The 23,649-nt window shown below is 70.2% G+C and carries 20 protein-coding genes; 5 read left to right on the top strand and 15 right to left on the bottom strand.

Features of this window, described 5'->3' with window-relative positions:
- Positions 1-91: 91 nt before the first annotated feature.
- From DIE12_RS01585 to DIE12_RS01550, 8 genes are all read right to left on the bottom strand, one after another.
- The gene (locus DIE12_RS01585) at positions 92-958 is read right to left on the bottom strand and encodes an MOSC domain-containing protein (protein WP_124519562.1); all 867 of its coding nucleotides are present in this window, start codon (positions 956-958) and stop codon (positions 92-94) included.
- A 98-nt stretch (positions 959-1,056) separates the two neighbouring features.
- A complete protein-coding gene (locus DIE12_RS01580; protein WP_124519560.1) occupies positions 1,057-2,016 on the bottom strand; it encodes an ABC transporter substrate-binding protein in 960 nt (319 codons plus the stop codon).
- A gap of 37 nt (positions 2,017-2,053) precedes the next feature.
- Entirely contained in the window at positions 2,054-3,238 is a 1,185-nt protein-coding gene (locus tag DIE12_RS01575) for a cytochrome c (protein ID WP_124519559.1), read from the bottom strand.
- A 50-nt stretch (positions 3,239-3,288) separates the two neighbouring features.
- Positions 3,289-4,113 carry an ABC transporter ATP-binding protein gene (locus tag DIE12_RS01570; RefSeq protein WP_124484935.1) on the bottom strand — a complete coding sequence of 275 codons (825 nt, stop codon included), beginning with the start codon at positions 4,111-4,113 and terminating at the stop codon, positions 3,289-3,291.
- Entirely contained in the window at positions 4,107-5,213 is a 1,107-nt protein-coding gene (locus DIE12_RS01565) for an ABC transporter permease (protein WP_124519558.1), read from the bottom strand. The genes DIE12_RS01570 and DIE12_RS01565 overlap by 7 nt, the downstream gene beginning before the upstream one ends.
- 4 nt (positions 5,214-5,217) lie before the next feature.
- Positions 5,218-6,252, bottom strand: a complete 1,035-nt coding sequence (locus DIE12_RS01560; protein ID WP_124519557.1) for an ABC transporter substrate-binding protein — start codon at positions 6,250-6,252, stop codon at positions 5,218-5,220.
- 35 nt (positions 6,253-6,287) lie between these two features.
- Entirely contained in the window at positions 6,288-7,133 is an 846-nt protein-coding gene (locus DIE12_RS01555) for a class II aldolase/adducin family protein (protein ID WP_124484933.1), read from the bottom strand.
- A gap of 20 nt (positions 7,134-7,153) precedes the next feature.
- On the bottom strand, positions 7,154-8,239 hold the full coding sequence (locus DIE12_RS01550; protein WP_044842988.1) for an LLM class flavin-dependent oxidoreductase: 1,086 nt from the start codon (positions 8,237-8,239) through the stop codon (positions 7,154-7,156).
- A gap of 451 nt (positions 8,240-8,690) precedes the next feature.
- On the opposite strand from DIE12_RS01550, the gene DIE12_RS01545 reads away from it, so the two are divergent.
- Positions 8,691-10,037 carry an acyl-CoA dehydrogenase family protein gene (locus DIE12_RS01545; protein ID WP_124519555.1) on the top strand — a complete coding sequence of 449 codons (1,347 nt, stop codon included), beginning with the start codon at positions 8,691-8,693 and terminating at the stop codon, positions 10,035-10,037.
- A gap of 97 nt (positions 10,038-10,134) precedes the next feature.
- Here the strand turns inward: DIE12_RS01545 and DIE12_RS01540 are convergent, their stop codons facing one another.
- Entirely contained in the window at positions 10,135-11,058 is a 924-nt protein-coding gene (locus DIE12_RS01540; RefSeq protein WP_124519553.1) for a LysR family transcriptional regulator, read from the bottom strand.
- 74 nt (positions 11,059-11,132) lie between these two features.
- Between DIE12_RS01540 and DIE12_RS01535 the strand changes: the two genes are divergently transcribed.
- On the top strand, positions 11,133-11,699 hold the full coding sequence (locus DIE12_RS01535) for a cysteine dioxygenase (protein WP_124519551.1): 567 nt from the start codon (positions 11,133-11,135) through the stop codon (positions 11,697-11,699).
- Positions 11,700-11,821: 122 nt separating this feature from the next.
- On the top strand, positions 11,822-13,447 hold the full coding sequence (locus tag DIE12_RS01530) for a rhodanese-related sulfurtransferase (RefSeq protein WP_124519549.1): 1,626 nt from the start codon (positions 11,822-11,824) through the stop codon (positions 13,445-13,447).
- Positions 13,448-13,539: 92 nt separating this feature from the next.
- On the opposite strand, the gene DIE12_RS01525 is transcribed toward DIE12_RS01530, so the two are convergent.
- Positions 13,540-14,685 carry a glycerophosphodiester phosphodiesterase gene (locus DIE12_RS01525; RefSeq protein WP_044842993.1) on the bottom strand — a complete coding sequence of 382 codons (1,146 nt, stop codon included), beginning with the start codon at positions 14,683-14,685 and terminating at the stop codon, positions 13,540-13,542.
- A gap of 426 nt (positions 14,686-15,111) precedes the next feature.
- Between DIE12_RS01525 and DIE12_RS01520 the strand changes: the two genes are divergently transcribed.
- Together DIE12_RS01520 and DIE12_RS01510 are read left to right on the top strand one after the other, a co-directional pair.
- Complete coding sequence (locus tag DIE12_RS01520; protein ID WP_124484928.1) at positions 15,112-16,176, top strand: phytoene/squalene synthase family protein; 1,065 nt, start codon at positions 15,112-15,114, stop codon at positions 16,174-16,176.
- A 503-nt stretch (positions 16,177-16,679) separates the two neighbouring features.
- The gene (locus DIE12_RS01510; protein WP_044842995.1) at positions 16,680-17,900 is read left to right on the top strand and encodes a porin; all 1,221 of its coding nucleotides are present in this window, start codon (positions 16,680-16,682) and stop codon (positions 17,898-17,900) included.
- A gap of 225 nt (positions 17,901-18,125) precedes the next feature.
- Here the strand turns inward: DIE12_RS01510 and DIE12_RS01505 are convergent, their stop codons facing one another.
- The 5 genes from DIE12_RS01505 to DIE12_RS01485 are packed head-to-tail and all read right to left on the bottom strand — an operon-like array spanning position 18,126 to position 23,406.
- Positions 18,126-19,616: an efflux transporter outer membrane subunit gene (locus DIE12_RS01505; protein ID WP_124519546.1), complete on the bottom strand. Its 1,491-nt coding sequence runs from the start codon at positions 19,614-19,616 to the stop codon at positions 18,126-18,128.
- A 10-nt stretch (positions 19,617-19,626) separates the two neighbouring features.
- Positions 19,627-20,781 (bottom strand): ABC transporter permease, encoded by a 1,155-nt coding sequence (locus DIE12_RS01500; RefSeq protein WP_044842997.1) that lies wholly within the window; start codon positions 20,779-20,781, stop codon positions 19,627-19,629.
- The gene (locus tag DIE12_RS01495) at positions 20,778-21,749 is read right to left on the bottom strand and encodes an ABC transporter ATP-binding protein (RefSeq protein WP_124484925.1); all 972 of its coding nucleotides are present in this window, start codon (positions 21,747-21,749) and stop codon (positions 20,778-20,780) included. The genes DIE12_RS01500 and DIE12_RS01495 overlap by 4 nt, the downstream gene beginning before the upstream one ends.
- The gene (locus DIE12_RS01490; protein WP_124484924.1) at positions 21,746-22,711 is read right to left on the bottom strand and encodes an HlyD family secretion protein; all 966 of its coding nucleotides are present in this window, start codon (positions 22,709-22,711) and stop codon (positions 21,746-21,748) included. Before DIE12_RS01490 ends, DIE12_RS01495 begins: the two co-directional genes overlap by 4 nt.
- Positions 22,708-23,406, bottom strand: a complete 699-nt coding sequence (locus DIE12_RS01485; RefSeq protein WP_124519544.1) for a TetR/AcrR family transcriptional regulator — start codon at positions 23,404-23,406, stop codon at positions 22,708-22,710. The genes DIE12_RS01490 and DIE12_RS01485 overlap by 4 nt, the downstream gene beginning before the upstream one ends.
- Between the last annotated feature and the right edge of the window lie 243 nt (positions 23,407-23,649).

The following is a 23,649-nucleotide window of genomic DNA, read 5'->3' as shown; positions in this document are numbered from 1 at the left end:
GGCGCGCCGGCAACGTCGCGGCGGATGTCTTCGACGCATCGCCCTCGGCGGCGATGCATACGACGCGCCGTCCGCCGCCCCGCTCAGTCGCTCAATCGCCGAATCCGATCTCCGCCTCGAGCGATTGCCCGACCTCCAGCCAGGCTCCCGCGCCTTCGACCACGATCGCATTGATGCCGAAGGTCAGCGCGTCGTCGTAGTTCGGATTCGCGCGATACGTCTGCATCGTGTCGGTCGGCTCGTGCGGCCACGCCGGGTTCGGCGCGCCGGTCACCTGGTCGATCGTCGGCATCGGGCAACGCGTGCACAGCTTCACGAGGCGCAGCCGCACGGGTGTGTCGCCTTCGGCGTCGAGATGCTCGACGAAATCCTCTTCGTACGCATCGAGATCCGACACGACGATGTTCGGGCGGAAGCGGTTCATCGGAATCGCCGGCGCGCCTTTCGCGACGAGCTTCGCGTTCAGGTCGTCGAGCGACGACTGGCCGATCACGAGCAGCGGATAGCCGTCCGCGAACTGCGTGTGCGTGTCGATGTCGCCGGTCCATTTGCGGTTGCAGCCGCGGCGCGCATCCGCGCCGAAGCGCGCGAGCTTCAGCGGCGTGCCGAGGAATTCGGTGAGCCATGCGGCTGTCGCGGCGCCCGTGTCGATCGCGTCGACGGTGTCGCGCCAGACGGTCGCGGCCATCTTCGGCGTGGCCGGCGTCGCGTCGCCGTCGAGCGGCGTGCGGATCTCGGGCATGCCCGGCGCGTTCAGCACGAGCGCGTCGTGCTCGAGCGCGGTGCGGATCAGCGCGAGGCGCGGGTGCGTGCGCTGCGTGATCATCATCCCGTCCGGGGTGGTGATCAGCCAGTGGCGATCGTACGCGAGGCCCGTTTCGAGCAGTTGCGCGCGCGACAGCACGATGCCGGCGCAGGATTTGATCGGGTAGACAAAGAGTTCGGAGATGGCTGGCATGACGCTGGCTGACATGGGCAGGATGGTCGAATCGCGATTGTGCCAGATCGTGCGAAAGCCGTTTGGGCGGTGGCCGGCCGCCGCACGGCCGCGACCGGTCACGCCAGCGGAAAGCCGAGGTCGAAGGTCGTGCGCACGTCGAGCGGCTGGCGCAGCAGCCCGGCCTTCAGGTAGAAGTCGGCCGTGCGCTGCTGCCCGGCGATCACCGTCGCGTCGATCGGCTGCCAGCGCGTGTTGCGGCGCTCGAACTGCAGCTTCGCCGCCGCCGGCGGGATGCCGATGATGCGCGCGAGTGCCGCGGAATACGCGTCGACGTGCCGGTACGACCAGACCTGCGCGCGCACCACCCGTTGCAGGAAGTCGTGCAGCACCTCTCGCTTCGACGCGATCGCCGCGTCGGTCGCCGCGATGTAGCTGAAGCCCGACCACAGGCCGCGGCCGTTGACGAGCACGCGCGCGCGGCCGCTCGTTTCCGCGAGGGCCGTATAGGGTTCCCACGTCGCCCACGCATCGATCGAACCGGTTGCGAGCGCAAGCATCGTGTCGGCCGGCGGCAGGAAGCGGAACGAGACGGCGTCGGACGGCAGGCCGGCCGCGTCGAGCGCCTTCAACGTGACGAAATGGCCGATCGAGCCGCGCGTGGTGCCGATGCGCTTGCCTTTCAGGTCTGCGGCGTCCTTCAGCGTCGCGTCGGGCCGCACGAGCACGGCGGTGCCGTACGGGTCGGACCGGTTCGCGCCGATCACCTTGATGCGGGCGCCCGAGGCGAGCGCGAAGATCACCGGCGCGTCGCCGATCGGCCCGCAGTCGACGGCCGCCGCGTTCAGCGCTTCGGCCAGGGGGGCGGCGGCCGGGAATTCGGTCCATGCGATGTCGTACGCGAGGCCGTTCAGTTCGCCGGCCGCTTCGAGCAGCGCGCGCAGGCCGCCTTTCTGGTCGCCGGCACGCAGCAGCGGCCGCGCGTCCGATTGCGCATGCAGCGTGGCCGGCGCGGCGGCGAGGGTGGCGGCGGCGAGGGCGCTCGCTTGCGCGAGGAAGTGGCGTCGGGTCGGATTCATCGTGAAGTTCGGTTCGTCGGGAAAACGGTTCAGGGATTCAATGCGGGAGCCCGGCCTGCACGTCGCGTACGGGTTCAGCGTCCACGCGCAGCAGCAGCGCGGTCAGCGGATCGACGTTCGCGGCGTCGGCCGGCGCTCGCGCCGCGGCATCGGAGCGGCACAGCAAGTCGTCGGCCGACCAGCCCGCGCTGCCCGGCAACGCGCGCGCCCGCAGCCAGCCGCGCCGGTCGGCAAGCAGTTGCGTGCCGCCGAACGCAGCGGGCGGCACGCCGGCAATCGTCGCGAACGCTTGCCATGCATCGGGCGTCGATGCGACGCAGTTCGCGCGCGTGCCGACCGGCGGTGGCGGCGTGGACGGATCGCCGGCGGTGACGAGCAGCGTCTGCCAGCGCGGGTCTTCCCGAGGCGGCGTGCCGCCCGGCGCGAGCGCGACGATGCGCACACGCTGGCCTTCGCGCCAGCGCTCGAGCGGTTGCGGCGCGGCGCTGCCGCAGCGCACGTCGAGCGCCGGCAGCGGAACGGGCACGGGCCACGCCCCTTCCGCCTGCGCGCCGCTGCCGGCCGACAGCGCTTTCAGGTAATCGAGCACGGCCCAGGTGTCCGCCGGGCCGAGCGTCGCGGCAAAGCCCGGCATCGAAGCCGCGCCGCGCGCGTCGCGCGTACCGTGGCGCATGCGCCAATACAGTTCGCCGTCGAGCCGGCGGGCAAGCAGTGCGCCCGCGAAGGTCGGCGGCCAATGCGCGAGGCTCGCCGCGAGCGGGCCCTCGCCGCGGCCGTCCGCGCCGTGACAGGCTGCGCAATGCTGCGCATACAGATGCGCGCCGCGCATCAGGTTCACGACGGAAAACGCGGCGGGACTGCGCTGGAAACTCGTGGGCGCCGCCGGCGCGAGCCACAGCGACGCCGGCGGCCACGGCGCGAACCACGCGACGGCCAGCGCGGCGATCGCCGCTGCCGCCCGCCACTTGCGCGACACGAGTGCGATGCAGCCGAGCGCCGCGGCGAGCGTGGTCATTGCGACGGCGAATGCAAGCTGTCGCGTGAGCCCCGCGTCGATGCGCAGCGTTTCGAGCGCGATGCGGTGTGCCCAGGGCCACGCGGCCTGTCCGTCGGCATTGCCGGTCAGGCCGATCGCATGCAGCACCCGGGCCAACGCGATCTGTGCGCGATACAGCAGTTGCAGGAACAGGAGTGCCCAGTCGGCGAACGGCGGCGCGTTCATCGGCGCGGCCCTTGCCGCGCACCGGCCATCCTGCGAAAGGCACTGCGCATCTACCAGCTCGCATCGAGTCCGAGATGCCGCAGCGCTTCGTGACGCAGTTCGGCGAGACGCGGGTCGCCGCGATGGCGCGGATACGGCAGGTCGACACGCAGTTCCGCGACGATGCGTGCGGGCCGCGGCCCGAACACGATCACGCGCTGCGCGAGAAACAGCGCTTCCTCGACATCGTGCGTGACGAGCAGCGCGGAGAACCCGTCGCGTTGCCACAGCGCGGTCAACTCGGCCTGCATCGTCAGCCGCGTCAATGAATCGAGCTTGCCGAGCGGTTCGTCGAGGATCAGCAGGCGTGGATCGTTGACGAGCGCGCGGGCGAGCGCGACACGCTGCGCCATCCCGCCCGACAGCTGATGCGGAAACACGTTCGAGAATTCCTGCAACCCGACGCGCGCGAGCGCATCGTCGACGCGATGCTGCGACGTGCGGGCCACGCCGCGCGCTTCGAGGCCGAGCGCGACGTTCGCGCGCACGCGGCGCCACGGGTAGAGCGTCGGATCCTGGAACACGACGATGCGCGACGGATCGGGCCGCTCGATCGGCGTGCCGTCCTGCGCGATCGTGCCTTGCCGTGCGGCGTCGAGGCCCGCGACGAGCCGCAGCAGCGTCGATTTTCCGCAGCCGCTCGGGCCGAGCAGCGCGACGAATTCGCCGGCCGCGACCGACAGCGTGACGTCGTCGAGCACCGGCAGCGGGCCGCCGGGGCCGTCGAACGCATGGCTCACGCGGCGGATGTCGATGCGCGCGCCGCGCGGCGCCGTGGCGTCGAGCGCGGCGGGCGGCGTGGCAACGGACGATTCGAGAACGGCGGCGCTTACCATTTGACGGTTCCTTTCTGCCACGCGAGCACACGGTCGCGCACCGCGAACAGCAGCGCGATCAGCCCGGAAAACAGCAGCGCCATCACGATCAGCGCCGCATACATGTTCACGTACGATGCCCAGCCCTGCGCCCAGCTCAGGTACCAGCCGAGCCCCGACTTGACGCCCATCATCTCGGCGACGACCAGCACCGTGAACGACGCGCTCAGCCCCATGAAGATGCCGACGAACACGTGCGGCAGCGCGGCCGGAATCGCGACGCGCAACACGAGGAAGCGCGCGTTCGCGCCGAGCGTGCGCGCGACGTCGTAGTACTGCCGGTTTACGCTCGCGACGCCCGACCACGTCAGCACCGCGACCGGGAAGCCGGTCGACAGCGCGATCAGGAACGCGGCGGCCGAATAGCTCGTCGGGAAGAAGTAGAACGTGAGCGGCAGCAGCGCGGTGGCCGGCACGGGGCCGAGCACGCGCAGCACCGGATGCACCCAGTAGCCGATGCGGCGCGACCAGCCGATCGATACGCCGACCGCGAACCCGACCGCGACGCCGTACGCAAACCCGAGGGAAAGCAGCTTCAGCGTGTTGCCGGCGCTGCCGGCAAGGCGCGGCCAGTCGTCGGCGTAGACCTCGATCAGCGCCTGCGGCGGCGCGAAGAACGGCGTCGGCAGCCAGCCGGTCTTGGCCGTGACGACTTCCCACACGGCGAGCACGAGCGGCAGCGCGACGAGCCACGGGCCGGCCGGGCGCACGCGGGCGAGCCGCGCACGCGTGGCCGGCACGCGATGGCCGAGCGTCGCGGCGGCCAGCAGCAGCGCGCCGATCGCCCACGCGGCGATGCCGAACGTGTCGGTGTACGCCCAGTCGGTGAAACCGACGACGCGGTTCGGCCACACGTAGGTCACCGCGCCGAGCGCGGCCCACGCGAGCGCCGCGACGACGCCGGTCGGCCAGCTGCGTGCCCGGCGGGCTTCGGCCGCGAGCGTCGCGTCGCAGGCCGTGCACGCGGGACGGGACGCGGCAGTCGCGGGCGCCGCCGCGGTGGCGGCATTGCCCGAGGTGGACGCGGTGCGCGCGGCGGACGCGTGTTCGATCGTCGACATCGCGTCACCCCAGCACGTTCGCATAGACCTGCTGCGCGAAGCGCTGCGGGTCGGTGCTCTTCTTCAGCACGCTGATGCGGCGGAAGTCGTCCGCGTAGAACGCGATTTCCTGCTGCAGGTCGACGTTGGTCGGATGGTGCGAGTAGGTCAGCGTCGCGTACAGCTTGCGCAGGTCGTCGGGGTTGATCTTCGGTGAATACTTCGCGAATGCCTTCGCGGCTTCGTTCGGGTTGTCGTGCGTGTACTCGGTGGCCTGCACGATCGAGCGCGCGAGTGCGGCGGCCGCCGGCCGGTCGTTGCGCACGAGGTCGCCGCGCGCGCCGATCACGCAGCACACCTTGCGCGCATATTCGCCGGACAGGTTCGTCGCGAGTTCGGTGTACGCGCCGTTGCTGCGCTTCTCGAGCAGATAGAGGTTCGGGTCGCCGTCGGCGATGGCCTGGATCTCGCCCTTGTCGACCGCGACGCCGAGCAGGTCGGCCGGATACTGCCGCCACGTGATGTCGCGTTCGGGATCGATGCCGTTCTTCGCGAGCAGGATAGAGAAGAAATGCTTGCCGGGCGCCGCGAGATCGCTGACGCCGACCGTCTTGCCCTTCAGCGCCTGCAGGGTCGTCACGCCCGCGGTCTTCGACCCGAGCAGCCGCACGCAGCCGCCGTGCGAGCTGCCGATGATCTTCACGTCGAAGCCGGCTTCGAGCGGCTTCAGCCAGCGGTGGATCATCCCGACCGCGGCATCGGCCTTGCCGGTCGCGATCGATTCGAGCAGCTGGTCGGTCGATCCGCTGTAGTTGATCAGTTCGACCTTCAGCCCGTTCTTCTCGAAGAAGCCGTTCTCCTGCGCGACGACGATCGGCGTCAGGCAGAACGCGTTCTGGTTCCACGCGAACGTGAGCTTCTTCAGCGGCGGCGCCGACCAGGCCTTGCGGCCGAGCGTGATCGCCGGTGCGGCGAGCGCGGCGGCCCCGGCCGCGCGCAGCAGCCGGCGGCGCTTGTCGTCATGGGCGCCGGTCGGCGCGGGTGCGGTGGTTTTGGTCATGGTGTGGTCTCCGGTTCCGGTCGTGCGGCGGGCGCTCAGTCGAGCAGGTCGGGTTCGTCGGCGACGACGCGCGCGAACAGGCTGTCGAACGCGTGCAATGCGCCGTCGGGGCCGCCGATCTGGCCGTGCGTGTGTCGCGCGGTCGCATGATCGATCGGTTGCGGCGTGCCGGCCGCTTCGGCCAGCAGCTGCGTGTGCGCGGCGTTGTCGAGCGCGATGTACCACCACGCGGCGGCCTCGACCGTCGGGCCGGCCGTCAGGATGCCGTGGTTCTTCAGGATCACGCCCTTGTGCGTGGTGCCGTCGGGCTTCGCGAGCGCATCCGCGATCCGCGCGCCTTCGCTCGTATCGACGACCATCCCGGTGAAGTCGTCGAACAGCGCGTGGTCCTCGTAGAACACGCACGCGTCCTGCGTCAGCGGGTCGAGCGGGCGGCCGAGCGTCGACCACGCCTTGCCGTAGGTCGAATGCGTATGCGCGGCCGCGACGAGGTGCGGATGCGCGTCGTGAATCGCCGCGTGGATCGCGAACGCGGCCTTGTTCAGCGGCCGGTTGCCGATCGCGGTTTCGCCGCGCGAATTGACGAGCAGCAGGTCCGACACCTTGATCTGCGAGAAATGCACGCCGAGCGGATTCACCCAGAAGTGGTCGGGCAGTTCCGGGTCGCGCGCGGTGATGTGGCCGGCGAGGCCCGACGCGAAGCCGAAGCGCGCGAACAGGCGGAACGCGGCCGCGAGCCGCTCCTGCCGGTGGCGGCGCTCGGCGGCGACGTCGAAGCGCGGCGCGGGCGGATCGAACCAGAAATGCTGGCGCGGCGTGTCGGCGAGGACGAGGCCCGACGCGGTGCGCACGGGCGAGGACGAAGACAGGACGGCGGACATGGTCGGCATCTCCCCGTGCGTCAGGCCGCGCGGCGCGCCGCGTCGCGTGCCGCGACGGCGCTGCGCACGCGCGGAATCAGTTCGCGGCCGTAGTCGATCGCGTCTTCGAGCGGATCGAAGCCGCGAATCAGGAACGTCGTCACGCCGAGGTCGTAGTAGTCGAGCAGCGCGTCGGCGACCTGTTCGGGCGTGCCGACCAGCGCGGTCGAATTCGAGCGCGCGCCGGTGAGCTTCGCGATCTCGGTCCACAGCCGCTTGTCGACGCGCGCGCCGCGTTCGGCCGCGGCGAGCAGGCGCCGCGCGCCTTCGCTCTGCTGCGGGCCGCCGGTGGCGAGGCCGGCCGCTTCGCGCAGCCGGCGGGTTTCGTCGAGGATCCGGTGCGCGCGCGCCCAGGCTTCGTCTTCGGTCGCCGCGAGGATCGGCCGGAACGACACGGAGAAGCGCACCTGCCGGCCGTGCTTCGCGGCTTCGGCGCGCACGCGCGTCGTCAGGTCGCGCACCTGGTCGAGCGATTCGCCCCACAGCGCATAGACGTCCGCGTGCTTCCCGGCGACTTCCAGCGCCGCTTCCGAGGCGCCGCCGAAGTAGATCGGCACGTGCGGCTTCTGGAACGGCTTCACTTCCGAAAAACCCTGCGTGAAGCGGTAGTGCGCGCCGTCGTGATCGAACGGCTGCGTGTCGGTCCAGATGCGGCGCAGGATGCCGAGGTATTCGTCGGTGCGCGCGTAGCGTGCGTCGTGGTCGAGGAAATCGCCGTCGCGCTGCTGCTCGCTGTCCGAGCCGCCGGAGATGAAGTGCACGGCGAGCCGGCCGCGGCTGAACTGGTCGAGCGTCGCGATCTGCCGCGCGGCGAGCGTCGGCGCGGTGAAGCCGGGGCGATGCGCGAGCATGAAGTGGATGCGCTCGGTCGCCGCGGCGGCGAACGCGATCGTCAGCGTCGCCGACGGGCCGGTCGAGTGGTGCGGGACGAGGATCCGGTCGAAGCCGGCCGTTTCGTGGGCGCGGGCGAAGTCGCGCACGTAGTCGGGGTCGACGACGGGGCCGGCAGGCGGATGGATTTCCGACTGCTTCTGGCTCTGGATCATGCCGATGAATTCGACGCTCATCTGGGTCTCCGATGCAAGGACGGCCCGGCGCGGCCAGCGAGGGCCGGCCGGGCGGGAATGGAGCGCAGATTACCGCCGGGATCATGCGGAACGGAAATAATCAATCCCGAATTGAATATCAGATTTGCATGGTTTGGGCGCGTGTGCGTTGCGCATACGCTATGGGCTCACGATCGGGCCGGACGGGGCGCCGGCTGCGTGTCGAGCGGGGCTTGCGCGCCGGATCAACACGACGGGAGCCGGATCGGCATCGGGTTCGGAAGCAGCGGCTCGGGTCGAAGGCAGAGGTGTGCGGCGGATGCGTGCGCGAGCACCTCGGATCCACGCCACGCGCCCCCGGCGAATCCAGCGCCGATCGCCGCCGTCTCCACGAGCCACCGCCGCCATTCGCCGAGCGATCTTCGCCACGACGTTTTATCCCGTTACCCAGTCACCGAGGGAATCCGTACCGATGTCCGCCAGCCTTGCCGCTTCCTCGCCGCTATCGCAGCTATCGCCGCAGTCGTCCCAGTCGTCGCTGCGCCACCTGCCTGCCGACGATGCGCGCGTTACCGCGCTGCTCGCGCGTCTCGCGCCCGAACTCGCGGCTGACGCCGCCCGCAACGACGTCGACGGCCGTTTCCCGCACGAGAATTTCGCGCGGCTGCATCGCGCCGGGCTGATCGCGCAGGTCGTGCCGCGCGAGCACGGCGGCGCGGGCGCGACGCTCGCGCAGGCGAGCCGGATCGTGGCCGCGGTCGCGCGCGCCGATCCGGCGACCGCGCTGGTGCTGACGATGACCTATCTGCAGCATCGCGCGCTCGGCCGCGCGGACAACCGCTGGCCCGCGCGCCTGCGGCGTGCGGTGTTCGACAGCGCGGTTGCCGACGGCGCGCTGATCAACGCGCTGCGCGTCGAGCCGGCGCTCGGTTCGCCGTCGCGCGGCGGCCTGCCCGAAACGATCGCGCGTCGCGACGGCGACGGCTGGCGGCTGTCCGGCCACAAGCTGTACAGCACCGGCATTCCTGCGCTGCGCTGGCTGGCCGTGTGGGCCCGCACGGACGAACCCGAGCCGCGCGTCGGCGTGTTCCTCGTGCGGCGCGAGCGCGACACGGAAGTCGATGCGCGCATCCGCGTGATCGAAAGCTGGAATCACCTGGGCCTGCGCGCATCGGGCAGTCACGAGGTGGTGTTCGACGACGTGCGGCTGCCCGCGGATCATGCGGTGGACGTGCGCGCGCCCGATGCGTGGGCCGTGTCGGCCGCGAGTCATGCGGATGTCGATGCGCAGGCCGACCAGCAGGCCTGGATGGTCGCGCTGCTCGGCAGCCTCTACGACGCGGTCGCCCGCGCGTCGCGCGACTGGCTGCTCGATTTCGCGACGACGCGCGCGCCGAGCGGGCTCGGTGCGCCGCTCGCGACGCTGCCGCGCGTGCAGGAGGCCGTCGGCGAGATCGAGGGGTGGCTGCATGCGAACCGCGTGCTGCTCGACGAGCACATCGCGCGCACCGATGCGGGCGACCCGCCGACGGTGACGACGAGCGGCCTCGTCAAGCGGACCGTGACGGAACAGGCGATCCGCACGGTCGAGCATGCGTTGAAGCTGTCGGGCAATCACGGGCTGAGCCGCCACAATCCGCTCGAACGCCACTATCGCGACGTGCTGTGCAGCCGCGTGCATACGCCGCAGGACGATGCGATCGCGGTGGCCGCCGGACGGGCCGTGCTCGACGCGGCGGCGCGACGCGCTGCCGCGAACGCGGAAGCGGGCGGAACGTCACGCGACGCGCCGGCATCCGGGCGCAACAGCGATGCGTGAGCGGGGCGGCGGGATGGTGGGCGCAAAGGCCAACGCAAAGGCCGACGCAAACGCAAACGCAAACGCAACGCCGCCGCGCAGGCGCCGTCGCGCGTGGTCAAGCGGCTTCGTCGTGCCCGGCCGCATCCGCCGGCAGCGCAAACGCGGTGCGCGCATGCGCGGCCACGGCCAGGAGCGGCGCCTTGAAGCGCGCGGCGTCCTGCCGGTGCAGCAGCCACAGATCGATCTGCGGCTTGAAATCGGCGAGCGGGACGATGTCGACCGCGTCGCGCAGCGGGCTGCCTTCGACGAGCGGCAGCGGCATCAGCCCGATCCCGAAGCCGTTCGCGACGCTCTGCAATTGCAGGTCGCGGCCGTAGGCGTCGAGCGTGACCGGCATCGGCAGCCCCTGCGCGTCGAGCGCGCGGCGCAGCCCCGCACGAAAGCCGCAGCCGTCGGGATTGAGCACCCAGCCGCGCGCATGGCAGTCGGCGAGCCGGTAGCTGCGGCGCGGCCAGTCGCCCTTGCGGCCGACCGCGACGAGCCGCGTGGCCAGCAGCCGCTCGCCTTCGACCTGCGGCGGCAGCACCATCTCGCGGGCCAGAAACACCAGCGCGGCGTCGAGTTCGCGGTGCGCGACGCGTTCGACGAGCATGCCGCCCCACGCGGTCGTGACCTGCGTGGCGAGCGCCGGCCATTGCGCGGCGAGCTGCGCGATCAGGCCGGGCAGCATCAGCTCGCCGAGCCCTTGCGTGAGGCCGACGCGGAATTCGCCGGCGGGCGGCCGCTGGCCGGCCGTCAGTTCGCGCAGCGCGTCGACTTCGCGCAGGATCGCGCGGCACTGCTCGAACACCTGCAGGCCGATGTCGGTCGGGCGCGGCGGCTTCGTGTTGCGGTCGAGCAGCGTGACGCCGAGCGCCTCCTCGAGGTTCTGCACGCGCCGCGTGATCGCGGGCTGCGTCATGCCGAGCTCGGCCGCGGCCTGGCTCAGCGTCTGGCCGCGAACGACCGCTGCAAAAGCATCGATATCGCTAATTTTCATGTTTGTTCTGCATGGTATTTCGGGTGCATCATGACGATCCATCATATTCGGCATCATATTCGAGGAGGCAGCCGATGAGTACGCTTTCGTTGCAGCAGACGCCGCTGCGTCCGTTCGTCGACGGGCTGGGCGCGCTGCTCGCGTCCGGCGCGAACGAGGCGCGCATCCTCGACGAGGGCGGCGCGCTGCTGGCCGCGCTCGTCGCGCACGACGACTGGCTGCCCGACGCGTTCGCGCAGCCCGATCCCGAGCGTTACCGCCAGTACCTGCTGCATCTCGATCCCGGCGCGCGGTTTTCCGTCGTCAGCTTCGTGTGGGGGCCCGGCCAGACGACGCCGATCCACAACCACACGGTGTGGGGTCTGATCGGGATGCTGCGCGGCGGCGAGTTTTCGCAACCGTACCGGCTCGACGCGGCCGGCAGGCCGGTGCCGGCGGGCGACGCGGTACGGCTGCAGCCGGGCGACGTCGAGGCCGTGTCGCCGCGCATCGGCGACGTCCATCGCGTGACCAACGCGTTCGACGACCAGGTGTCGATCAGCATCCACGTGTACGGCGCGAACATCGGCCAGGTCGAACGTGCGGTGTTCCTCGACGACGGCACCGTGAAGCCGTTCGTGTCCGGCTATTCGAATGCGTGACCGGACGCGTGACGCCGCAAGTCGCGGGCGCCCCGTTGCGAGGGCGCGCCCGCGGGCATCGAGCTGCATCCGTTTTCCGTGTGCTTTCTTCACCGACTCCAACAGAATCCGACAGAGACATCGTGACGCAATCCGTTGATTCCACTCCCCGTTTCCCCGTCGCGTCGTACCAGGACGTACGCGCGCGCCTGCTGGCCCGCGACGAAATCGCGCTGATCGACGTGCGCGAGGAAGATCCCTACGCGCAGGGCCACCCGCTGTGGGCCGCCAACTTTCCGCTGTCGAAGCTCGAACTCGACGCATGGACGCGCATTCCGCGCCGCGACACGCCGATCGTCGTGTTCGGCGAAGCCGGCGGCGAGGATCTCGCGCCGCGCGCGGCCGAGAAACTCGCGCAGCTCGGCTATACCGACGTGCGGCTGCTCGACGGCGGCCTCGCGGGCTGGCTCGCCGCGGGCGGCGAACTGTTCATCGACGTGAACGTGCCGAGCAAGTCGTTCGGCGAATGGGTCGAGGCCGAGCGCCATACGCCGTCGCTGTCCGCGCAGGAGGTGCGGGCGCTGATCGATGAAAAGGCCGACGTCGTGATCGTCGACGCGCGCCGCTTCGACGAATACCAGACGATGAACATCCCGACGTCGACGAGCGTGCCGGGCGCGGAACTCGTGCTGCGCGTGCGCGCGCTCGCGCCGAATCCGGCAACGCAGGTGGTGGTGAACTGCGCGGGCCGCACGCGCAGCATCATCGGCACGCAGTCGCTCGTCAACGCGGGGGTGCCGAACCCGGTCGCGGCACTGCGCAACGGCACGATCGGCTGGACGCTCGCCGGCCAGACGCTCGAGCACGGCGCCGCGCGACGCTTTCCGGACGAGATCGCACCCGCGCAGCGTGAGGAAGCACGCCGCGCCGCGCGCGCGGTGGCCGAGCGCGCGGGCGTGCCGCGCATCGCGCTCGCGGAGCTCGCCGCGCTCGACGAACCGGGCCGCACGCTGTACCGCTTCGACGTGCGCACGCCGGAGGAATACGAGGCCGGCCATCTGCCGGGCTTCCTGGGCACGCCGGGCGGCCAGCTCGTGCAGGAGACCGACCATCACGCGGCCGTGCGCGGCGCGCGGATCGTGCTCGCCGACGACGACGGCGTGCGCGCGGACATGACCGCGTCGTGGCTCGCGCAGATGGGCTGGGACGTGCGGGTGCTCGAGCCGGCCGGCACGGCGGCGTTCACCGAGCGCGGCCAGCCGCCGCGCGACGTGCCCGCGACGCCGCAGGTGAGCGAGGTGTCGCCCGCGACGCTCGCGGGCTGGCTGAAGGAGGCGGCCGCTGGCGAGCTCGCGATCGTCGACGTGACGGCCAGCGCGAACTACGTGAAGCGCCATATCCCCGGCGCGTGGTTCGTCGTGCGCGCGCAGTTGCGCGACGCGCTCGCCGCGATTCCGCCGGCGCGGCGCTATGTGTTCACGTGCGGATCGAGCCTGCTCGCGCGGTTCGCGGCGGACGACGCGCGCGCCTTGCTGCCGGCTTCCGCGGCGATCTCGGTGCTGACCGGCGGCACGGCCGCATGGATCGACGCGGGGTTGCCGCTCGAGCACGGCGAGACACGCCTCGCGTCGCCGCGCGTCGATCGCTACCGGCGCCCGTACGAAGGCACCGACAACGCGGCCGCCGCGATGCAGGCGTATCTCGACTGGGAATACGGGCTGGTCGACCAGCTGAAGCGGGACGGCACGCACCACTTCCGCGTGATCTGACCACGGCGCGGCAACCGGCGTGCGGTACGCGATGCGCCGCGCCCGGTTGCCGGATGTTCAGCGGCTCATCGTATGCGGCACGTTCAGCGCGCTCAACGCTTGAACGTATCGACGGCCGTGCGGCCGACGGCCGGATCGTCGGTGAAGAAGCCGTCGATGCCCGCGCGCAGGTAGGCCTGGATCTCGCGCACCGAGCCCGCGGTGTTGCGCGTGGCCGGTGTACCGCCGTCCTTCAGCGACGCGGGCAGGAAGTTGTTCTCCGGACGGAACGTATACGGATGCACGACGAGGCCGGCTGCGTGCGCGTCACGCACGTACGACGTCGGCTGCTGCAGCGTGCCGTCCGCGGCCACCGCGATGATCGACGTCTTGTACGGGCCGACGCCGTTCGCATAGGACGCGATCTCGCGCATCCCGTCGCGCGTCGACAGGTCGCCGTAGGTGCGCTTGTCGTTCGCTTTCACGAAGTCGTACGGACGCTGGCCGGCTTCGTCCATCAACTGCACGAGCTTCCAGTTCGGCTGGCTCGACTTGATCCGGTTGCGGATCGCCTTCAGGTTCGCGACCTCGAACGACTGGATGTAGACGGTCGCCGTGCGCGCCGTGTACGGATCCTTCTGCAGCGCGTCGACGAGACGGTCCTCGAGCGGCAGGCCGATCGACTGGAAGTAGGTCGGGTGCTTGGTTTCCGGATACAGGTGGATCGTGCGGCCGGTCTGCGCGGACATCTGTTTCGCGAGCGCGACGATCTCGTCGAAGGTCGGAATCTCGAACTGGTCGTTGTACGCGGTGTTCGCCGGGCGCACCTGCGGAATGCGCTCGCGGGCACGCAGCGTCTTGAGCTCGGCGAGCGTGAAGTCCTCGGTGAACCAGCCGGTCAGCTGCGTGCCGTCGATCGTCCTGGTCGCCTTGCGGCTCGCGAACTGCGGCAGCGTCGACACGTTCGTCGTGCCGGAGATCTCGTTCTCGTGGCGCGCGACGAGCACGCCGTCGCGGGTCGCGACGAGGTCGGGCTCGATCACGTCCGCGCCGTCCTCGATCGCCTTGCGGTACGACGCGAGCGTGTGCTCGGGGCGCAGCGCGCTCGCGCCGCGATGGCCGACCACCTGGACCTTCGCGGAGATCGGCCGGGCGGAATCGGACGCCGAGACGTCGTCGCCGCCGCAGGCGGCAAGCAGGACGGCGGCGGCACAGGCGAACGGGATGCAGCGCAGGGCGGTCGGGCGCGGGAAGAGCATGTCGATGAACCTTCGGAACGGAAGTCGGTGAAAGGGCAAGCGGTCCGGCGATGCGGGGCCGCGTGAGCGAACGGGACGCGATCGTCGCACCGGATCATTACATATGTATTACTTGCGCCTTTCTGTTTTGTTGTCGCGTCAGGCGCGAGAATTGCGGGAACACGTCGCGGTCGAGACGGTGCGATCCGCCCGTCGCCGCCAGCCGGCGCCGCGATCGTCGCGCCGACGCGGTTCGGCGGTCACGCGCCCACTTCGTCGGACGGATCGCGAGCGTGGTCGCCGGATGCACTAAACTTGCGGGACTTTTGCATCGCCGCGCCGGGCCGACACCCGCCCGCGCACGGCGATGCGGCGACTCGCGGGCCGGCGCGGGCGCCCGGCGCCCGCGTGCGTCCGGGGCCCGCGCCGGCCGATTTTTACCGACCCATGACGACGCATACCGATCCCGCCTACCTGCTCGGCGACCTGCTGAAGAACGTTTCCCGCTCCTTCTACCTGACGCTGCGCGTGCTGCCCGACGGCATGCGCGACCCGGTCGGCCTGGCCTACCTGCTCGCGCGCGCGGCCGACACGATCGCCGACACGGCGCTGGTCGCGCCGGATCGCCGCGCGGCGCTGCTGACCGACCTGCGGAACGAAGTCGAGCGGCTCGGCGACGGCGCGGCGCTGTCGCGCTCGCTCGAGGACGTGACGCGGATGCAGACGGATTCGCACGAACACGTGCTGCTCGGCTCGATGCAGCCGATGCTCGCGCTGCTGCGCGCGCAGCCGGATGCGGACTGCGCATCGATCCGCAAGGTCGTCGCGACGCTGACGTCGGGGATGGAATTCGACCTGCGCACGTTCCCCGACGAACAGTCGGGCCGCGTCGCGTCGCTGCCGAACCGTGCCGAGCTCGATCGCTACACGTACCTGGTCGCCGGCTGCGTCGGCGAATTCTGGACCGACATGACCGGCGCGCACACGCGCGCCGCGCGCGGCTGGGACGTGCCGGACATGCGCGAGAAGGGCATCCGTTTCGGCAAGGCGCTGCAGATGACCAACATCCTGCGCGACTGCGCGAAGGATCTGCGGATCGGCCGCTGCTATCTGCCGGAGGACGTGCTGGCCGCATACGGCGTCGGCGTCGCCGACCTGATGACACCCGATGCGTCGGCGCGCGCGCGCGGCGTGCTGGTCGACCTGCTGCGCGTGACGCTCGACCAGTATCGCGACGCGTGCCGCTACACGCTCGCGATTCCGCGCCGCTTCGTGCGGCTGCGGCTCGCGTGCCTGTGGCCGATCATGATCGGCCTCGAAACGCTCGAACTGCTGGCCGGCCACGATGCGTGGCTCGATCCGGCGACGCCGGCGAAGGTGCCGCGCAAGCGGATCTACCGGATCATGGCGTCGTCGCTCGCGCTCGTCGGTTCGAACGCCGCGATCCGTGCGCGGATCACCGCGCTCGTCGACGCGGTGAACGCGCGGATCGCGCAGCCGTCCGCGCGCTGAATCGCGCTGAACGATGCCGGCGCGTGGCGCGACCTGCATCGGCATCGCCCCTCGGCCCGCGTTCGCCGGGCCGCTCACGTCTCCCGTCCGATGGTCCGCACGCGGACTGAAACGTTTTCACGATTTCGCTTCCCGAAACGTGGGTGTCATGAATGTCAGCGATCCTGCGCGGCGGCGTGAATCGCGGCGTCAGCCGCGCTCGCGCATTCGTAAGAAGGTTGTTGCCGAGGGCGTCTGACGACATTGGACGGTCGCGATGCACCAGTAAAAATGTAAAGCTAGGGTTTTCACCGGGAAATGTCGGAAAGGCCCGCTGCGTAAGCGTTTTCAGGTGTTATGTAACCGTTTGGTGAACCCCCGCGTTGCGTCGATCATACGATGACCGACCGCACATGTTGGGAAACGATTGGTAATCCGTCAGAATCGCACCGGCATGTACTCGCACATGTGTCAGTCATAAAACCACACCAGAAAAGAAATCATTCTTTGAGGACGGAGAATCAATGAAAAAGCGCGTCGCTTTCGCCATGACGGCAGCGGGTCTCGCAGCCGCTACCGCAGCCCACGCCCAGAGCAGCGTGACCCTGTACGGTATCGTCGATAACGCTATCGCCTGGCAGAACAACTCGTCGGCCACCAGCGCGGTTTCGGGCGGTCACTCGAAGGTGCAGATGGCCACCGGCATTTGGGCAGGCAGCCGCTTCGGCCTGAAGGGCAGCGAAGACCTCGGCGGCGGCACGAAGGCGATTTTCCAGTTGGAAGCCGGCTTCAACGCGAACAACGGCTCGTCGCAATGGACGAACGGCATCTTCACGCGTCAGGCGTGGGTTGGTCTGACCAACGCGACGTACGGTACGCTGACGGCCGGCCGCCAGTACACCGCGTACTACACGCTGCTGTCGCCGTATAGCCCGACGACCTGGCTGACCGGTTACTACGGCGCGCACCCGGGCGATATCGACTCGCTCGACACCAGCTACCGCGCGAACAACTCGCTCGTCTACATGTCGCCGAAGTTCTACGGCTTCACGGTCGGCGGTTCGTACTCGCTCGGCGGCGTGGCAGGCAGCTTCAACCGCGGCTCGACCTGGAGCGCGGCGGTCCAGTACCTGAACGGCCCGGCAGGCATCGCGGTTGGCTATCAGCGCATCAACAACGCGACGCTCGGCGGCGGCGTGTGGGGCGCGAACTCGACCGCGCAAAACGGTCTGGATTCGAGCGGCAACGGTGCGGAGCAGGCCGTGTCGTCGATCAACGGCGGCTACAAGACGGCACAGTCGCAGCAACGTGTCGCCGTGACGGCCGGTTACCAGTTCACGCCGGCGTGGGACATCTCGGTGTCGTACTCGAACGTCCAGTACATCCCGGGCAACCTGTCGGCATTCCACAATACGGCGATCTTCAACACGGCGGGCGCAGTGCTGCACTGGAAGGCAGCGCCGCAGTGGGACTTCGCGGCAGGCTACTCGTACACGCGTGCGACCCAGTCGAACGGCATCTCGAGCTCGGCCAAGTACCATCAGGTCACGCTGTCGCAGTACTACAGCCTGTCGAAGCGCACGGGCCTGTACGCGGTTGAAGCGTATCAGCACGCTACCGGCAACACGATCAGCGGCCTGACCGGCGGCATCGTCAATGCAACGACGTCGATCGGCGACGGCGTGGGCGCAGGTTCGAAGCAGAACCAGATCGCGGCCGGCGTCGGCCTGATCCACCGCTTCTGATGCCGCGCGGCGCGCGAGCGCCGCTTACGGCTTGCGGTACGAAAACCGGCCTTCGGGCCGGTTTTTCCATTTGCGGCACGCGTTGCGCGTATGCGGGTTCGGTCATGGATGGTCGTCGAATGGAAGCGCGCGGCGACGGCTGTCGAGCCCGACAAGTGTGCCGCTCATGCGGTGCATGACGTGCAGGCCGGCAATGCCCGGTCGGCGCCGACGCCGTCGTGTCGATCACCGCGCCGCATCATCCATCCAGTTCCCCGCCAGCGCCTGGAACAGCGCCGCCGTGTCGGCCAGCCGGTCGGCCTGCGCGCGCGTGCGGTCGAGCGCGGTCTGCAATGCCTGCCGCTGGGCGTCGAGCAGCGCGAACGCGCTGATCCCGCCCGCCGCGTAACGGTCGCCGGCGATCGCGTTGCCTGCCGCCGCTTCCCGTGCGGCCGTGTCCCGCGCTTGCAGCGCCGTCGCATCGTGTTCGACCGCGCGCATCGCGTCGGCGACCTGCTGGAGCGCCAGCAGCACGGTTTCCCGATAGCTCGCGAACGCGGCGTCGTACGCGGCTTCGGCCGCGCGCTTCCTCGCGTGCAGCTCGCCGCCATGAAAGAGCGGCTGCGTCAGGCCGAGGCCGACATTCCACACATTCAGCCCGCTCACGATATCCGCGATGCGCGTGCGTTCCGAACCGATCCCCGCCGAAATCGAAAAACGCGGATACAGGTTCGCGGTCGCCACGCCGACGTTCGCGCTCGCCTGGTGCAACACGGCCTCCGCCGCGCGGATATCGGGGCGTTCGCGCGCGAGCGTCGACGGCAGTGCGACCGGCAGCGTGCGCGGCAGCGTGAGCGCGTCGAGCGCGAGGTCGGGCAGCCCGGCACCGGACGGCGGCGCGCCCAGCAGGATCGCGAGCCGGTGGCCGGCCTGCGCGTAGCGGGCCGCGAGCGGCGGCAGCGAAGCCTGCGTCTGCGCGAGCAGCGTGCGCTGCGCATGCACGTCGGCCTGCGATACGCCGCCCGCCGCGAAGCGTGCGTCGACGATCCGCAACTGCCGGGCTTGCGCGTCGACGAGCTGCCGCGTGAGCGCGATCTGCTGCGCGAGCGACGCGCGCAGGATCGCAGTCGCGACGACGTTGCCCGCGAGCGTCAGGCGTGCGGCGTCGAGCAGGTACGCCTGATAGTCGACCTGGGCGCGCAACGCCTCGAGCGCGCGCCGGTTGCCGCCGAACACGTCGAGCGCGTACGACACGCTCACCGACGCGTCGTACAGCGTGAACGGCCCGGGATTCGGCACGTTGGCGGGCAGCCCGAATGCAGTGATGTCGACCTTCTCGCGCGTGGCGGACAGGTTCGCATCGACGCGCGGCAGCATCGTCGCGCCGGCTTCGGCCGCGTGGTTCTGTCGCGCTTCGTCGAGCCGCGCGCGGGCCTCGGCGAGCGTCGGGCTGTTGTGCCACGCGGTATCGACGAGCCGGTTCAGCGGTGCCGAGCCGAACGCGGTCCACCACTGTTGCGGCGTGTGCGCGGCCGATGCGAACGTCTGCGCGTCGCCGGCCGGGCCGCCGGCGGCGGCCGTCGTGACCGGCGGGTCATCGCGCGTGTATTGCCGTGTGGCCGGCGCGTCGGGCGTGCGGAAATCCGGCCCGACCGTGCAACCGGCGACGAGCAGCGCAACGGCTGCCCATGCGCTGCGGCGGGCGGCGGGACGGGCGCGACGCGAAGCCGGTTTCATCGTGCGGCTCCTAGTCGAGCGTGCGCCGGTAGAAGCGCAGCGCGACGCCCATCACGACCAGCGTAAACAGCGCGACGGGCCACACGGACGGCCACAGGTCGGCCCAGCCGTTGCCTTTCAGCAGGATGCCGCGCACCAGGCGGTTGAAGTAGGTGAGCGGCAGCAGGTTGCCGATGAACTGCGCCCACTTCGGCATCCCGGCGAACGGAAACATGAAGCCCGACAGCAGGATGTTCGGCAGGAAGTAGAACACCGCGAGCTGCATCGCCTGCAACTGGTTCTGCGCGAGCGACGACAGCGTGATGCCGACCGTCAGGTTCGCGGCGATGAAGAGCAGCGCGGACAGGTAGATCGCGACCATGCCGCCGACGAACGGCACGTGGAACACGAAGCGCGCGGCCACGAGGATGATCGACACCTGGATCAGCCCGATGAACACGTACGGGACGATCTTGCCCGTCATCACCTCCAGCGGCCGCACGGGCGTCGCCAGCAGGTTCTCCATCGTGCCGCGCTCGCGTTCGCGCGTGATCGCGAGGCCCGTCATCATCACCATCGTCATCGTCAGGATCACGCCCATCAGGCCCGGCACGACGTTGTACTGCGTGATGCCTTCCGGGTTGTACAGGCGGTGCAGCACGATGTCGAACGCGGCCGGGCGGCCGTTCAGGTGCGCGAGCGGGCCCGTCAGGTCCTTGTCGGCGACGGGTTGCACGAGGCCCGGCAGCGCGCCGAGCGCCGATGCGGTCGCGACGGGGTCGGTCGCGTCCGCCTCGACGAGCAGCGACGGGCGCTCGCCGCGCAGCAGCCGCTTCGAGAAGTCGGCCGGCACGCTCAGCACGAACTGCACGTCGCCGCGTGCGAGCGCATGCCGGCCGGCCGCTTCGTCGGGCAGCGTCGCGACGATGTCGAAATACGCGGAATTGCGCATCGCGGCGATGAAGCTGCGCGCGAACGGGCTCGAGTCGGCGACGATCACCGCGGTCGGCAGGTGCTTCGGATCGGTGTTGATCGCGAAGCCGAACAGCGCGAGCTGGATGATCGGCACGCCGACGATCATCGCGAACGTCACGCGGTCGCGGCGCAGCTGCAGGAATTCCTTCAGCACGATGCTCCACCAGCGCGCGACCGAGAACGCGTCGCGCAGGCCCGTCCACGTGCTCATGTCGCCGCTCCGCCGGGCGGCCCGGATGCGCGGCCCATCATGTAGATGAAGACGTCTTCGAGCCCGGTGTCGATCGGCGAGACCTGCAGCTGCGCGTGACCGTTCTCCTGCGCGCCGGGCTGCGCCGCGACCTGCGCGAGCGTCGCGTCGAGCAGCGCTCGATCGCGGCCGCTCACGTGCAGCGTCGAGCCGAACACGACCGTCTGGTCGACGCCCGGCATCGTGCGCAGGCGCGCGGACAGTTCCGCCAGGTGCCCGCCGGTGACCGTGCGCGTCGACAGGTGCTGCGACGCGACGATTTCCGCGGCCGTGCCCTGCGCGAGCAGTTCGCCGGACGCGATGTACGCGAGCTTGTGACAGCGCTCGGCCTCGTCCATGTAGTGCGTGCTGACGAGTACCGAGATGCCTTGCGCGGCCAGCCGGTGCAGCTCTTCCCAGAAGTCGCGGCGCGCGGCCGGATCGACGCCGGCGGTCGGTTCGTCGAGCAGCAGCAGCTCCGGCTCGTGCAGCATGCAAGCGGCGAGCGCGAGGCGCTGTTTCCAGCCGCCCGACAACGCGCCCGTGAGCTGGTCCGCGCGGCTCGCGAGACCGAGCCCGTCGAGCGCGCGCGCGACAGCCGCCTGACGATCGGGCATCCCGTACACGCGTGCGACGAAATCGAGGTTCTCGCGGATCGACAGGTCTTCCCAGTACGAGAAGCGCTGCGTCATGTAGCCGACGCGGCGCTTGATCTGCGCGCTGTCGCGCACGATGTCGTAGCCGAGACAGGTGCCGCTGCCCGAGTCGGGCGTGAGCAGGCCGCACATCATGCGGATCGACGTCGTCTTGCCGCTGCCGTTCGGCCCGAGAAAGCCGAAGATCTCCCCGCGCGCGACGCGCAGCGAGACGTCCTTCACGACGTGCTTGTCGCCGAAGCGCTTGTTCAGGCGGTCGACGTCGATCGCATACGGGGCGGGCGGTGCGTTCATCGCATCCTCACGGCGACGGGCTGGCCCGGGTGCAGCTTCGGCGCGTCGGCGACGGCGGGGCGCGCCTCGACCATGAACACGAGTTTGGTCCGGCTCTCGTTGCTGTAGATCACGGGCGGCGTGTACTCGGCCGCGCGCGACACGTAGGTGACGCGCGCGGGGACGTCGGCCGGGCAGCCGTCGCAGCGGATCGCGACCGTGCGCCCCGGCGCGATCGATGCGACGGCGGCCTCCGGCACGAAGAACCGCACTTTCAGGTTCTGCGGCGGCAGCATCTGCACGACCGGATTGCCGGCCTGCACCCATTCGCCGACGCGGTACAGCGTGTCGTACACGCGCCCGGCGGCGGGCGCGGCGACGCGCTTCTGGTCGAGTTTCCATTGCGCTTCGGTGACGGCCGCCTGCGCGGCATCGACCTGCGCGGCCTGGGCCGCCACCTGCTGCGCGCGGCCCGGCAGGCGCGCGACGTCGACCTGGTTCTGCAACTCGCGCACCTGTGCGGCGGTGGTTTGCGCGGACGTGCGCGAATCGTCGAGCTGCTGCTTCGACAGGCCGCCGGCCGCGTACTGGCGTTCGTCGCGCGCGAATTGCGCGGCGGCCCGCGCGGCCTGTGCCGCGGCCTGCGCGAGCTGGGCCCGCGTGACCGCGACTTCCTGCGGGCGCTTGCCGGTCTGCAGGTCGGCAAGCTGCGCGCGCGCGGCCTCGAGCTGGTGTTGCGCCTGCCGCAGCGCGGCCGTTTCGTTGACGGCTTCGAGCGAGAACACCGGCGCGCCGGCCGCGACGGCCTGGCCGCGTTCGACCGACAGCTGCGTCAGCGTGCCCGCCTGCGACGACGACAGGTATACGAACTCGCCTTCGACATAGCCCTGAAAGGTCGCGACGTCGTTCGCCGGCCGTCCGCAACCGGCGAGCAACGCGACGGCGGCGGCCAGCGCGAACTGCAGCGGGCGGGCCGCGTTCACGACGGCCTCCGTCGCGAATGCGCGTCGGGATCCGGCGCCGCGGCGGGCGGTTGCATGCCGGAACCGAGCAGCGCGCGGACGTGGCGCTGCAGCACGTCGCGATCGATCGGCGGCAGGCCGCGCGCGCTCTGCCACAGCTTCGCGGTGGCGAGCGGCAGCATCACCAGCGCGATGATCGAATGGAACAGGAACGCGGGTTCGAGCGCGGGGTTCAGCGTGCCGGCCTGCTGCGCGACGCGGATGCGCTCGGCAAACCGCCCGACATGCTCGAGCGGAATGCGCCGGATCATCCGCTCGCGCAGCAGCCCGCCCTCGTGGACGATCTCGCGCAGCCAGATCGACGGCAGCCAGGGCATGCGATGCGTGACGTCGAAGAAGCGGTCGACGAGCTCGGCGACGAGCGCGAACGGATCGTTTTCGATGTGCGGCGCGGTCGGCCGCCACACGAACGCGATGACCTGCGCGAGCCGCTCCTCGACGATCGCGTCGAGCAACTGCTCGCGATTCGTGAAGTAGTAGTGAACCATCGCCGACGTGACGCCGGCGGCCGCAGCGATCTGCGCGACCGTCGTCGCGGCGATGCCGCGCTCGGCGAACAGCTGCATCGCGACGTCGAGCATGTGGTCGCGCAGGTCGAAGTCGTCCACCGACGGGCGGCGCCCGCGCGGCCTGGCAACGGTGGATTTCGCGTTCATGAAATCGACGCTAATTGATGAGTTAGTTAATTTCAAGGCAGGGTTTTCGCCCGCGTTGATCGCGATCAGGCGAGTGGCGAATGGCGGGGCGGACGGGCGGGGCTGAGGGTAGGGAACGGGCGTGCGCCGGCGGTGAAGTGTAGGGAGCGGCTAATGGGGAAGACGCGGGAACTGGCGGGTGATCGACGGGTGAAATGTTGGTCGAACCGTGGGTGAAACGGCTGGCGAAACGGCAAGCGAAAC

Source organism: Burkholderia sp. Bp9015 (assembly GCF_003853505.1).
Classification (GTDB): Bacteria; Pseudomonadota; Gammaproteobacteria; order Burkholderiales; family Burkholderiaceae; genus Burkholderia.
The sequence above is the reverse complement of the archived record's forward strand: the minus strand, read 5'-3'. Positions and strand labels throughout refer to the sequence as shown.